We start from the raw sequence: 12,537 nt of genomic DNA, 5'->3' as shown, positions 1-12,537 counted from the left end.
GCAGGGGCTCTGACCCCATTCCCTGGCCCAGCCGACTCAGGGATGATCCAGCGGCTTCGGCGGTTCCTGCCGGTTCACCCGCTCGCGGTGCAGCAGGTACAGGCCGGAAGCGACGATGATCGCCGCACCCACCCAGGTATAGCCATCGGGCAGCTGGCCCCAGAAGGCCAGGTCCCAGCCGATCACCCAGACCAGCCCGCTGTATTCCAGGGGCGCGATCATCGAAGCCTCGCCCAGCTGGAACGCCTTGGTCAGGGCGATCTGGCCCAGCGCCCCGGCCAGGCCCATGCCGGCGATCAGCGGCGCATGCGCCAGCTGCAGCGGCACCCAGCCGGGAAGGGACAGCAGGCCGGCGCCGATGGCCATGATCACCAGGAACCAGACCACCATCGACTGCGAGGTATCGGTGCGGGTCAGCAGGCTGACCGTGATCGCCGCCACGGCATAGGCGGTGGCGGCGGCCAGCACCATCAGGCCGGGCACCGAGATGAAACCGTCGACGCCCGGTCGCAGCACCACCAGCACGCCGACCAGGCCAATGCCGATGGCGACCCAACGCCGCGGCCCGACCCGTTCGCCCAGCAGCGGCACCGACAGTGCGGCGATCAGCAGCGGGGCGACGAAATAGATGGTGTAGGCGGTGGACAGCGGCAGGTCGCGCAGGGCGAACACGAAGCAGCCGATCATCGCCATGCCCAGCGCGCCACGCAGCAGGTGCAGGCCCCAGCGACGCGGCACCAGCGAGCGCGGCCCGGCGCTGGCCAGCACCCAGACCAGCACGAACGGCAACGAGGCCGCGCCGCGCAGGAAGGTCACTTCCAGGGTCGGATAGCTGGCCGACAGCTGCTTCATGCCAGCGTCCATCAGCGAGAAACAGGCGACCGCAGCGACCATCCAGGCCACCGCACGCGAGGGGGAGCGTTGCACGTTCATGGCCCATTATCGCCGACCACACCGGCTTGTAGAGTCGAGCCATGCTCAACTGCCGCCCTTCTGTAGAGTCGAGCCATGCTCGACTGTTCTTCACACAGCGGTCGAGCATGGCTCGACTCTACAGAAGGCAGTCATGCGGGCCCTCGCGATAGAATGGCCACCACTGAATCCTGCGGAGCATCGCCCATGCCTTCCTTCGACGTCGTGTCCGAAGTCGACACCCACGAGCTGACCAACGCCATCGACCAGGCCAACCGCGAACTGAGCACCCGCTTCGACTTCAAGGGCGTGGACGCCAAGTTCGAGCGCGATGGCGATGTGATCAACCAGACCGCGCCGACCGAGTTCCAGCTCAAGCAGATGAACGACATCCTGCGCGCACGCCTGGCCGCACGCGGCATCGACGTGCTCAGCCTGGAGTTCGGCGACATCGAGACCAACCTGGCCCAGGCCCGGCAAAAGATCACCGTCAAGCAGGGCATCGAGCAGAAGATCGCCAAGAAGATCGCGGCGGCGCTGAAGGATGCCAAGCTGAAGGTGGAAAGCCAGATCAACGGCGACAAGCTGCGCGTGCAGGGCAAGAAGCGCGACGACCTGCAGGACGCCATCGCCGTGCTCAAGGCCGGCAAGTTCGAGCTGCCGCTGCAGTTCAACAACTTCCGCGACTGAGGCATCCGCCGGGCACGCCCCGGCGCTGCCAGCGGCAGGTACGACGGCGCGTTGCCAGCGACGCGCCTACAATGGCGGCCCCGCCAGCCGACGTGCCCGCCATGACCGATTCCCACCTGCCCACCGATGACCCGATCGCCGCCACCCGCCTGTGGCTGGAGCGCATCGTCATCGGCCTGAACCTGTGTCCGTTCGCCAAGGCGGTGTATGTGAAGGACCAGGTCCGCATCGTGCTCAGCGATGCGACCACGCCAGAAGCCCTGGTTGAGCAGCTGGCCGAGGAACTGGTGCTGCTGCGCGATACGCCGGCCGAACAGATCGACACCACGTTGATCGTGCATCCGCAGGTGCTGACCGATTTCCTCGACTACAACGATTTCCTCGACAACGCCGACGCCGCGATCGAGGCACTGGACCTGCAGGGCATCCTGCAGGTGGCCAGCTTCCACCCGGACTACCAGTTCGACGGCGTGGCCGCGGACGACGCCAGCAACTATACCAATCGCGCGCCCTTCCCCACCCTGCACCTGCTGCGCGAAGACAGCGTGGCGCGCGCGGTGGATGTCTATCCGGACCCGGACGTGATCGTCGAGCGCAACATCCAGACCCTGGACCGCATCGGCGTGGACGGCTGGCATCGCCGCCTGCGTGGCGAAGACCTGACGTGAGCACGGTGCCGCCGATTACCGCATGGCCGGCCGCGCCGCTGTCGGGCAAGGTGGTGCTGGTCACCGGCGGCGCCAACGGCATCGGCCGTGGCATCGCCCAGGCGGTGCTCGGTGCCGGCGGACGCGTGCTGATCGGCGACCTGGACGTGGAGGCCGGCGATGCGTGTCTGGCGGAATGGCAGCGCGGTGACGACACCGCATTCCAGCGCCTGGACATCACCGACGAAGCCAGCGTGCGCGACTTCATCGCCGTCGCCTTGCAGCGTTTCGGCCGCATCGACGGGCTGGTCAACAACGCGGGCATCGCCGGACCGCATGGCACGCTGCTGCAGGACATGGACTGGAACGAGTGGCAGCGCCGGCTGTCCTCGCTGCACGGTGCCTTCCTGTGCAGCAAGCACGCACTACCGGCGCTGACGGCCAGTGCTGCCGGCGCGATCATCAACATCGCCTCGACCCGCGCCTGGCAATCCGAAGCGCACAGCGAGGCCTACGCTGCGGCCAAAGGTGGGCTGGTGGCGTTCACCCATGCGCTGGCGATCAGTGCCGGCCCAACGGTGCGGGTCAACAGCATCAGTCCGGGCTGGGTCGGAACCACCGCCTGGCAGGCCCCCTCGCGACGACACGCGCCGGAGTACTCGGCCATCGACCAGGCACAGCACCCGGTCGGCCGGGTTGGCCGCCCCGAAGACATCGGCGCGCTGGCGGTGTACCTGCTGTCATCACTGTCCGGTTTCAGCACCGGCCAGGATTTCATCGTCGACGGCGGCATGACCCGGAAGATGATCTACGCCGAATGATCACAAGCCGGGACGCCAGGTAGAGGCCAACCTTGGTTGGCCTGGGCTTTTCGCCAACCAAGGTTGGCGCCTACCAAAGCGTTACGCCATGTCCGAACATTCCGGTAGATCCACGCCATGCGTGGATAGCGGTAACGTGCCAACCCAGGTTGGCACCCACCACAACGGCTTACGCCATGCCCGAGTGGCGCAGCAGCGCGTCGATCTGCGGTGCGCGGCCGCGGAAGGCCTTGAAGTTCTCCGCCGCCGGGCGGCTGCCACCACGCGACAGGATCTCATCGCGGAAGCGTGCACCGGTTTCAGCCAGTGCCTGCGGCGCTTCCTCGAACGCGGCGTAGGCATCGGCGCTGAGCACTTCGGCCCACTTGTAGCTGTAGTAACCCGCGGCGTAACCACCGGCGAAGATATGGCTGAACTGGTGCGGGAAGCGATTCCAGACCGGCGGGTGGTTCACGGCCACTTCCGCGCGCACGCGGTCCAGCAGTGCCAGCACGCTGTCCTGCGCCGGTTCGAACTGGCTGTGCAGCAGCATGTCGAACAGGCCGAATTCCAGCTGGCGCACCGTGGCCATGCCGCTGTGGAAATTGCGCGCGGCCAGCATGCGCTCGTACAGCGCGCGCGGCAGTGGCTCACCCGTTTCAACATGCGCGGTCATGCCCTGCAGGTGGTCCCATTCCCAGCAGAAGTTCTCCATGAACTGGCTGGGCAGCTCCACCGCGTCCCATTCCACGCCGTTGATGCCGGCCACACCCAGTTCGCCGATGCGGGTCAGCAGCTGGTGCAGGCCGTGGCCCATCTCATGGAACAACGTGGTTACTTCGTTGTGGCTGAAGGTCGCCGGCTTGCCGTTGGCACCACGGCCAAAGTTGCACACCAGGTAGACCAGCGGGGTCTGCACGCTGCCGTCGGCACGCTCGCGGCGGTTGCGGCAATCGTCCATCCACGCACCGCCGCGCTTGCCTTCGCGTGCGTACAGGTCCAGGTAGAACTGGCCCACCAGCGCGCCCTGCGCATCGACCAGGCGGAAGAAGCGCACGTCTTCATGCCAGACCGGCGCACTGTCCTCCTGCACGCGCAGGCCATACAGCTGCTCGATCACCGAGAACAGGCCGCCCAGCACCTTTGGTTCGGTGAAGTACTGCTTCACCTCCTGCTCGGAATAGCTGTAGCGCGCCTGCTTCAGGCGGTCGGCGGCGAATGCCAGGTCCCAGGCCTGCAGTGTCTCGATGCCCAACTGTTCGCGCGCGAACTGCTCTAGTTCGGCGCGGTCCTTGGCGGCGAACGGCTTGGCGCGCGTGGCCAGGTCGCGCAGGAAACCCAGCACTTCGGCCGGATCCTGCGCCATCTTGGTCGCCACCGAATAATCGCCGTACGAAGCGAAGCCGAGCAGCGCGGCCAGCTCCGCGCGCAGGGCGAGAATGCGGTCGATGTTGCTGCTGTTGTCCAGCGCGTCATCGCCGAATTCGGATGCACGCTGCGCGCTGGCGCGGTACAGGATCTCGCGCAGGTCGCGGTCTTTCGGCCCAGGTCTGCACCGGCAGGTAGCACGGCATCTGCAGGGTCAGCTTCCAGCCGGACTTGCCCTCCTTTTCCGCCGCAGCGTGCGCGGCAGCCTTCACGTCCTCCGGCAGCCCCTTCAGTCGTGCTTCGTCCTCGATGATCAGCGACCACGCATCGGTGGCATCGAGCACGTTCTGCGAGAACTTCGCCGACAGCGCCGACAGCTCTTCCTTGATCGCAGCAAAGCGCTGCTGCGCCTCGGGCGCCAGCTCGGCCCCCCCCAGGCGGAAATCACGCAGCGTGTTGTCCAGCACCTTGCGCTGGGCCTCGTCGAAGTGCGCGGCCTCCGGGCTGGCGGCCAGTGCCTGGTACTGGCGGTACAGCGCCAGGTTCTGGCCCAGCGCGCTGGCGAAGCGGGTCACCCGCGGCAGGTTGCTGTTGTAGGCCTCACGCAGTTCCGGGGTGTTGACCACGCCCTGCAGGTGGCCGACCAGGCCCCAGGCGCGCCACAGGCGCTCGGTGGCATCGTCCAGCGGGGCGACGAAGGTCTCCCAGCGCACCGGCTGCACCTGCTCGGCCTTGCTGACGGCGGCTTCGGCCTCAGCCAGCAGCACATCCAGCGCCGGTGCGACGTGCTCGGGGCGGATCGCCTCGAAGCGCGGCAGGCCGGAAACATCAAGCAGGGGGTTGGCAACGGTCACGGCAGATCTCCAGGAAACGGGCCCGGCGGGCGGGCAGCCCGGTAGATATGGCGCTGGCAGGCGTGGCTGACAAGGGGGCGCGGCATTCACATCGGCCTTACGGTCACGCACCGAAGCTCTGGCTGCGGGGGAGTCCGCAGCGGTAGGTACCGAACGAGGCCCCACATGGAAGGTCTGGCTGCAGTTGCATCCACCTCACCGGCGCGGTCGCTGGCGCTGTCCGCCAGCCCGGCCGAACTGACCTGGATCGCCGCGCTGTGCGATGCCGGCGATGACGCCCCGCGCCACCTGCAGCAGCTGCAGGCGGTGCTGCAGCAGGGCGGCACCTTCAACGACGCCCAGGAGTGGTACCCGTTCGAAGTGGTCGAGCGCGGCGCCAGCCAGCTGCAGCTGGGCCACGAGCGCGAGTTCGTGATCTGCGTGCTGCTGTGGCTGCAGGCATTGGCCCAGGGCCGTGCCAGCATCCTGGACCCCAGCCTGCACCTGGATGACCGCGCAATGGACATCGAGGCCTTGCCAGATGCGCTGCGCGACGCGGTGCTGGATGCGTTCACCGCAGCGGGGTATTGAATCTCTAGCGTCGAGCCATGCTCGACGGCTCTTTCCCGGAGTCGAGCATGGCTCGACGTTACAAGGGCGCTACAACGCTTCCAGGCTGCACCACGGCAGTTCCGGCAACCCCTGCCCGGCCACCGCTGCGGCCAACTGTGCATCGGCGCCGTCGACATCGATGCCCTGCCGCGCGTACCACGACGGATCGTAATAGCTTTGCGCGTAGCGCTCGCCGCTGTCGCACAGGATGCTGACGATGCTGCCCTGGTGGCCCGCCTCGCGCATCCATTGCGCCGCCTGCAGCACGCCGATGAAATTGGTGCCAGTGGAGCCACCGACACGGCGTCCGAGCTGGCGGCTGACATGGCGCATCGCGGCCAGGCTCAGCGCGTCGGGCACCTTCACCATCGCATCGACGCTGGTCGGGATGAAACTCGGCTCCACCCGTGGCCGGCCGATGCCTTCCACGCGCGAGCCACCGCTGCAGGTCAGTCCGCGCCAGTCCTGTTCACCGGCCACGGCAGCCTTGTAGCCGTCGAAGAACACCGACACTTCCGGGTCCGCGCACAGGATGCGGGTGTCATGCCGGCGATAGCTGACATAACGCCCCAGCGTGGCGGCGGTACCGCCGGTGCCGGGGCTGCACACGATCCACTCCGGAACCGGGCTGGGCTCCTCGGCCATCTGCTTGAAGATGGATTCGGCAATGTTGTTGTTGGCGCGCCAGTCGGTAGCGCGCTCGGCATAGGTGAACTGGTCCATGAAGTGGCCGCCGGTTTCGCGGGCCAGCTTTTCCGAATCACAGTTGAGGTCGCAGGCACGCTCGACCAGGTGGCAGCGGCCCCCGTGGAACTCGATCGCGGCGATCTTTTCCGGCGAGGTGGTCGCCGGGATCACCGCAATGAACGGCAGGCCCAGCAGGCGCGCGAAATAGGCTTCAGAGACGGCGGTCGATCCACTGGAGGCCTCGATCACCGGCCGCCCCTCGCGCAACCAGCCGTTGGTCAACGCATACAGGAACAGCGAGCGCGCCAGCCGGTGCTTGAGGCTGCCGGTGGGATGGCTCGACTCGTCCTTCAGGTACAGATCGATGCCCTCGAACCCGGGCAGCGCCAGCGGGATCAGGTGGGTATCGGCGGAACGGTTGAAATCGGCTTCGATCTTGCGGATGGCGGCGGCCACCCATTCACGCTGCGACATGGCGGGCAATCGTTATCAGGACGGAACGGTGCGATCCGCCCATTGTACGTCGCGGTGCCGTCAGGTGCGGGCCGGTAGAATGAAGCCATCCGGCCGGCAACGGCCCCGTCTGAAGGACCTCCCCCATGACCATTCCCGCCCTGCGCGATATCCCCGGCGTCGCCGCCCAGGCCCCGGCCGAAACCAGCGGCTTCGTGTTCAACCACACCATGCTGCGGGTGAAGGACATCACCGCCTCGCTGGACTTCTACACCCGCGTGCTCGGCTACCAGCTGATCGACAAGCGCGACTTCCCGGACGCCCAGTTCAGCCTGTACTTCCTGGCCTACGTGCCGGCCGGCGCGGTGGTACCGGAAGACGATGCCCAGCGCCGCGCGTGGATGGCCGGCCTGCCGGGCGTGCTGGAACTGACCCACAACCACGGTACCGAGAGCCAGGACGGCGCGGTCTACCACGACGGCAACAGCGACCCGCGCGGCTTCGGCCACATCTGCGTGTCGGTGCCGGACATCGAAGCCGCCTGCCAGCGCTTCGAAGACCTCGGCGTGACCTTCCAGAAGCGCCTGACCGACGGCCGCATGAAGAACCTGGCCTTCATCAAGGACCCGGACGGCTACTGGGTCGAGATCATCGCCAACTGACAAAAAGGGGACGGAGGGGATTAAGTCGTTTCTGGCACTATTGGGCCGGAAGCGACTTAATCCCCTCCGTCCCCTTTTTTGCGAGGTTCGTATGGAAACGATGGAACTGCACCGCGGGCGACTGATCGACCACATCCAGCTGGTCGTACGCGACCTCGCCGCCAGCCGCCGCTTCTACCAGGCGGTGTTCGATACGATCGGCGTCCCGCTGGGTGGCAAAGGGCCGGACTTCTTCTGGGCCGACGAGCTGTTCATTTCCAGCGCCAGCAGCGAGGCCGCCGCCGGCCACCTGACCGGCCGCCACCATCTGGCCTTCCAGGCGCGCGACAGCGCCACCGTCGATGCCTTCCATGCCGCCGCAATCGCTGCCGGCGGCACCGACAATGGCGCGCCAGGCGAACGCCCCTACCATCCGGGCTACTACGGTGCCTTCGTGCTCGATCCGGATGGCAACAACATCGAAGTGGTCTACCACGGCCCGGCGAACTACAGCGCCGACTCGGTGAAGGTCACTTTCTGATTTCACCGATGCCGTGAACGAAGAAGCCGGGCAATGCCCGGCTTCTCTGCTTCCAGTGCCGCAGCCTCAGTGGGCGGCCATGTAGATGTCCTGAAGCACGGCCTTTTCCAGTTCCAGCTCGCCCAGCAGGTTCTTCACGATATCGCCCAGGCTGAGGATGCCGACCAGGCGGGCGCCTTCAGTGACCATCAGATGACGGCGCCGCGAGTACGTCATCAACGACATGGCCTGCTTCAGGGTCGCTTCCGGCGCAATGCCCTCCAGGCCGGTGGACGGCAGGCTGGAAATCACCCGGCGGCCGGCCTGCGGGCCGTCGTCGGCCAGGGTGCGCACGATGTCCTTTTCGGAAATGATGCCGACCGGGGCATCGTCCTTCATCACCACCAGCGCAGCGATCTTGTTCGCGCTCATCTTGTGGGCGGCGGCACCGATGGTGTCTTCGGCGTCGATGGTGATGACAGCTTCTTTCTTGGATTGCAGGAGTTCGCGGACGTTCATTCTTGTTTCCTGGTGCAGGTCACTGAAGTCAAAAAAGTGTGCTCTTCCGATACGCCCCCTCCCCGGGAACAGACCTTTCAGCGCACGTCTGGCGCACCCCTCTGCCGCTTGGAATGGATCGGCAGACGACGTGCTGCAACGCGAACGAGGTGGGCTCAACCGCTCAACCCGGACCTCGGTCAAATCGATTCTACGACTGCGACCATCGGTCACTACCGGCATCGATAGGACAGTTCGTCGTGGGAACCTACTGACGATCCAGAGAATGGCACCGTGGTTGAAACCGACGCTGAATGCGTCGAGATCTGCGCACTCAAGATCCCGTGCTCCGCGCCGACAGGCCGGACAAAATCATCCGACCGCGTACCACTTCCGCCGTGAGCGCCCCGCCTGATGGGCGTGAAAGGGAGGCACGGCAACCGATCCGGGCAGATCGGCTCTCGCGCCGCAGCGCTCCTCGCGCATCCACAAGGAAAAGAATTGCGCACCCTGCCTTGACAGCCTTACATGGCACAGGTACTTAACGCTCATAACAGGATGTTCATGAGCCATACATATGGAATTGGACAAGAACCGGCATAACGCCGATGTAGCCCCCCGCGCTTCGCAAAGCGCGCTGTCGGTTTTGCTCAGGCGCTTCTGGCGGGATTTCATCGGGCACCGGAAGGCATCCGTAACGCTGGCGGCCAGCCTGATGGTCCTGTCGGTGCTGCTCCAGTTGCCCGTTCCGCTGCTGACGATGCACATCATCGATGTTGTTGTCGAAAAGCGCGCTTTCAGCATCGTCAACCAGCTGGGAATGGCACTGGTTGCGCTCATCCTGCTTCGCCACGCGTTCTCCTACATCAATGAAAGCGTAACGCTGACGCTGAAGGAGTCGATCATCGTCGACGCGCAATCGACGCTGTTCCGGCACCTGCAGTCACTCCCGCTCAAGTTCTTCACCAACAAGCACTCGACCTACCTGCAGTCCCGCCTCATGAACGATGCGCGCGCCGTCGAAGGCGCGCTGGTCAGGAACTTCGTGACCATCGCGGTCAATGCCCTGACCTTCGTCGTCGGCGCCGCGATCATCCTTTACCTGCAGCCCCGAATGGGCGCGGTGCTGCTGCTCACCATCATCCCATTCGGCTGCATTCGTCTTTTCACCAACCAGCGCATGCGCTCGCTCAGCGCGGACATGCAGGAACAACAGGCGGCCACATCCGCAGCGATCAGCGAGCGCCTGGCCGGTGTGGCCACCATCAAATCGCTCGGCCAGGAGAACAGCCAGGCCGAACTGATGACGCAGCGACTGGAAACACTCAAAGGCGTCTACGTGCGGACCAACTGGTTCGGCGTCGTCAGCGGCATCGGCACCAGCCTGGTCACCTCGCTCAGCACAGCTTTCGTGCTGTGGTACGGACTGCACCTGGTAACACAGGGTGAGATGTCGCTCGGCCAGGTCGTCGGCATTCTTTCGCTGATGAACTTCCTGTATGCCCCGGTCAACGCGTTGGTTGCCGCCAACATCGGCATCCAGCAGGCGGCCTCTGCGGTGAGCGGATCTATGAATTCCTCGACGAAGAACCCGAGCACGCTCATGGAGAGACCTTCAGGCTCTCCCAGGGACGGGTCGAATTCCGCGCCATCGACTTCGCCTACAAACCCGAATCCAAGGTATTCCAGGATTTCAGCCTGACCATCGCTGGGCGCGAAACGGTCGCCCTGGTCGGCCATTCGGGCGCGGGGAAAAGCTCGCTGGTCCGCCTGCTGCCAAGACTCAATGAGATCCAGGCAGGACAGATACTGATCGATGGATCCGACATCCGCAGTGTCGCGCTTCCAGATCTCCGGGCGGCCATCGGTATTGTCGAGCAGCAAGCGTTCCTGTTCACCGGAAGCATCCTGGACAACATCCGCCTCGGACGGCCGATGGCAACGCAGGAAGAAGTGGTCGCCGCTGCCCGCAATGCCAATGCCCACCACTTCATCAGCAGCCTCCCTCAAGGTTACGAGACATGCGTAGGTGAGCGTGGGCTCACTCTGTCGGGCGGCGAGTGCCAGCGGATCGCACTCGCCCGCATGTTCCTGCGTGACCCCCGGATCCTCATCCTCGATGAGGCGGTATCGGCGCTGGATTCGCAGTCGGAGGAAGCCATCCAGCGAAGCCTGCAGTCGCTATGCCGGGGCAGGACAACCATCATCATCGCCCATCGCCTGTCGACCCTGATGCTGGCCGACAGGATCGTCCTCATCGAGAAGGGCGTGCTGGTCGAGAGGGGACCCACGAAGAACTCATCGCCTCGCAGGGGGCATACGCTCGCTTGTTCCTGCAACAGTTCCAGTCGCAGCACGTCCACGGGAAAGACCCCATCGGAATGGAAACGACCTGAGAGGATCGACAATGAACATGGTGATGCTCCCCCCCGCGTCCGCATGTGGAATCGGGATGGCTGGTACCTCTACTTCGACCCGCACAACTTCAAATGGGTGCGGGTGAACGATTCCGGCCACTTCATCCTGACCCGGTTGCAGCTGTACCGGACCACCGAGGACATCGTCAGCGAAATCGTCGAGCGCTTCGGCATGACCGAGGACATTGCGCGCACGGCAGTGCATCAGTTCGTTGACGATCTTTCCAGCGTCGGCTTCCTGCACCACGACGAGTACGACGAAGGCGAACGCCCGACCTTTGGTCCTCGTGCCTTCGCACACACGGTGTACATGCACCTCACCAACAACTGCAACCTCAAGTGCCCGTACTGCTACAACAAGAGTGATCGGGAGTACAAGATCAAGATGGAGAAGCAGGGCAGGATCGCTTCGATCCTGACCACCGACGAGAGCAAGGCGCTGATAACCCGACTGGTCGAGAACGGCGTCAAGCACCTGGTCTTCACCGGTGGCGAGCCACTGATGAGACCAGACGCGCTGGAACTGTTCGAGCACGCCCGATCCCTGAGCAGCACGCTCAAGATCGAGGTGCTGACCAATGGCATCCTGATCAAGGATGCGGTCGCCGAGAAGCTCTGCGAGTTCGTCAACATGGTGACCATCAGCCTGGATGGGCATGAACGGCACATGCATGAGCGCTACCGGGGACGCAACACGTTCGCACCAACGATCCGCGGCATCCGCAAGCTGGTTGAGGTTCGCAAGCGGCGCGGCAAGCCCGGCCCACGCATCTCGCTGGTGCCCGCGCTGACTGACAAGAACATCGGGTTCATGAAGGAGATCTACGAGTTCGCGCTCGATGATCTCGGTGTTGACGGCCTCGCTCCGATCCTGTTCCAGGCCGGCGATCACCAGGAGCTGAGCATCCAGCAGATCCCCACCCTGGCCGAATGGGGACTCGCCCAGAACCGTACCCGGGACTATCTGCGAGGCCGTACGCCGCAACCGGTGAAGACCGCGCCCCCATCCCCCGTCGTGCCGCGCAACCACTGTGGCGTGGGCGAAGGTGAGTTCAGTGTTGATCCGGCGGGATTCGTATACCCGTGCCAGACGATGCATTTCGACCAGTTCATCTGCGGAAACGTCAGGGAACTGGATATCAAGGAGATCTATGACACATCGCCCGTCATGCGTCGCGTCAGGACGGCGGTTGTCGACAATCTGGATGTCTGCAGGCATTGCGACGTCAAGTACTTCTGCAACGGCGGATGCAGGTCTACCGCCTTCAATGTCTATGGTGAGTTCGAAAAGCACAACGAACTCTACTGCAGGCATCTCGAGAAGCTTGCCGTCGACCGCATGTGGGCAAACTGCGAGTTGCCGCTTCACGCCACGGAAGGTGTCTGTGCGTAGTGCCGTGAGCCCGTGTTGCGGTTAAAGGCGGGCCGTGCATGTGCACGGCTCATGGTTGTACACAAC

General features: G+C 64.7%; 11 protein-coding genes and 1 pseudogene. 8 read left to right on the top strand and 4 right to left on the bottom strand.

From position 1 onward, the window contains the following. Positions 1-36: 36 nt before the first annotated feature. Complete coding sequence (locus ACXI0D_RS14830) at positions 37-933, bottom strand: DMT family transporter (protein WP_049444938.1); 897 nt, start codon at positions 931-933, stop codon at positions 37-39. A gap of 186 nt (positions 934-1,119) precedes the next feature. Between ACXI0D_RS14830 and ACXI0D_RS14825 the strand changes: the two genes are divergently transcribed. From ACXI0D_RS14825 to ACXI0D_RS14815, 3 genes are all read left to right on the top strand, one after another. Next, positions 1,120-1,602: a YajQ family cyclic di-GMP-binding protein gene (locus ACXI0D_RS14825; protein ID WP_014038547.1), complete on the top strand. Its 483-nt coding sequence runs from the start codon at positions 1,120-1,122 to the stop codon at positions 1,600-1,602. A 101-nt stretch (positions 1,603-1,703) separates the two neighbouring features. Continuing rightward, positions 1,704-2,270, top strand: a complete 567-nt coding sequence (locus tag ACXI0D_RS14820) for a DUF1415 domain-containing protein (RefSeq protein WP_032129027.1) — start codon at positions 1,704-1,706, stop codon at positions 2,268-2,270. Then, the gene (locus tag ACXI0D_RS14815) at positions 2,267-3,070 is read left to right on the top strand and encodes an SDR family oxidoreductase (protein ID WP_479642728.1); all 804 of its coding nucleotides are present in this window, start codon (positions 2,267-2,269) and stop codon (positions 3,068-3,070) included. Before ACXI0D_RS14820 ends, ACXI0D_RS14815 begins: the two co-directional genes overlap by 4 nt. A gap of 169 nt (positions 3,071-3,239) precedes the next feature. Here ACXI0D_RS14815 and ACXI0D_RS14810 read toward each other — a convergent pair. Then, positions 3,240-5,271 (bottom strand): annotated as a pseudogene (locus ACXI0D_RS14810) (M3 family metallopeptidase). A gap of 165 nt (positions 5,272-5,436) precedes the next feature. Between ACXI0D_RS14810 and ACXI0D_RS14805 the strand changes: the two are divergent. Continuing rightward, positions 5,437-5,841: a hypothetical protein gene (locus tag ACXI0D_RS14805; protein ID WP_014038551.1), complete on the top strand. Its 405-nt coding sequence runs from the start codon at positions 5,437-5,439 to the stop codon at positions 5,839-5,841. 69 nt (positions 5,842-5,910) lie between these two features. Here the strand turns inward: ACXI0D_RS14805 and ACXI0D_RS14800 are convergent, their stop codons facing one another. Further along, positions 5,911-7,023: a PLP-dependent cysteine synthase family protein gene (locus ACXI0D_RS14800; protein ID WP_049444934.1), complete on the bottom strand. Its 1,113-nt coding sequence runs from the start codon at positions 7,021-7,023 to the stop codon at positions 5,911-5,913. 125 nt (positions 7,024-7,148) lie between these two features. On the opposite strand from ACXI0D_RS14800, the gene gloA reads away from it, so the two are divergent. Beyond that, on the top strand, positions 7,149-7,664 hold the full coding sequence (gene gloA, locus ACXI0D_RS14795; RefSeq protein ID WP_101766108.1) for a lactoylglutathione lyase: 516 nt from the start codon (positions 7,149-7,151) through the stop codon (positions 7,662-7,664). A 91-nt stretch (positions 7,665-7,755) separates the two neighbouring features. Next, positions 7,756-8,184 (top strand): VOC family protein, encoded by a 429-nt coding sequence (locus tag ACXI0D_RS14790; protein WP_049444930.1) that lies wholly within the window; start codon positions 7,756-7,758, stop codon positions 8,182-8,184. A gap of 66 nt (positions 8,185-8,250) precedes the next feature. Here ACXI0D_RS14790 and ACXI0D_RS14785 read toward each other — a convergent pair whose 3' ends face one another. Continuing rightward, positions 8,251-8,682, bottom strand: coding sequence for a CBS domain-containing protein (locus tag ACXI0D_RS14785; RefSeq protein ID WP_049421412.1), 432 nt, complete (start codon positions 8,680-8,682; stop codon positions 8,251-8,253). Positions 8,683-9,238: 556 nt separating this feature from the next. Between ACXI0D_RS14785 and ACXI0D_RS14780 the strand changes: the two genes are divergently transcribed. Continuing rightward, the gene (locus tag ACXI0D_RS14780) at positions 9,239-10,363 is read left to right on the top strand and encodes an ABC transporter transmembrane domain-containing protein (RefSeq protein WP_479642727.1); all 1,125 of its coding nucleotides are present in this window, start codon (positions 9,239-9,241) and stop codon (positions 10,361-10,363) included. Further along, the gene (locus ACXI0D_RS14775) at positions 10,312-12,471 is read left to right on the top strand and encodes a PqqD family peptide modification chaperone (RefSeq protein ID WP_479642747.1); all 2,160 of its coding nucleotides are present in this window, start codon (positions 10,312-10,314) and stop codon (positions 12,469-12,471) included. The genes ACXI0D_RS14780 and ACXI0D_RS14775 overlap by 52 nt, the downstream gene beginning before the upstream one ends. Positions 12,472-12,537: the final 66 nt, after the last annotated feature.

The sequence above is a fragment of the Stenotrophomonas sp. C9D9 genome, assembly GCF_056491205.1.
This window is presented reverse-complemented; position numbering and strand designations above follow the sequence as displayed.

Bases quoted from the DNA above. Each gene is read 5' to 3' on its own strand.
- ACXI0D_RS14830 (WP_049444938.1), bottom strand. From the start codon at position 933: ATGAACGTGCAACGCTCCCCCTCGCGTGCGGTGGCCTGGATGGTCGCT.
- ACXI0D_RS14825 (WP_014038547.1), top strand. From the start codon at position 1,120: ATGCCTTCCTTCGACGTCGTGTCCGAAGTCGACACCCACGAGCTGACC.
- ACXI0D_RS14820 (WP_032129027.1), top strand. From the start codon at position 1,704: ATGACCGATTCCCACCTGCCCACCGATGACCCGATCGCCGCCACCCGC.
- ACXI0D_RS14805 (WP_014038551.1), top strand. From the start codon at position 5,437: ATGGAAGGTCTGGCTGCAGTTGCATCCACCTCACCGGCGCGGTCGCTG.
- ACXI0D_RS14800 (WP_049444934.1), bottom strand. From the start codon at position 7,023: ATGTCGCAGCGTGAATGGGTGGCCGCCGCCATCCGCAAGATCGAAGCC.
- gloA (WP_101766108.1), top strand. From the start codon at position 7,149: ATGACCATTCCCGCCCTGCGCGATATCCCCGGCGTCGCCGCCCAGGCC.
- ACXI0D_RS14790 (WP_049444930.1), top strand. From the start codon at position 7,756: ATGGAAACGATGGAACTGCACCGCGGGCGACTGATCGACCACATCCAG.
- ACXI0D_RS14785 (WP_049421412.1), bottom strand. From the start codon at position 8,682: ATGAACGTCCGCGAACTCCTGCAATCCAAGAAAGAAGCTGTCATCACC.
- ACXI0D_RS14780 (WP_479642727.1), top strand. From the start codon at position 9,239: ATGGAATTGGACAAGAACCGGCATAACGCCGATGTAGCCCCCCGCGCT.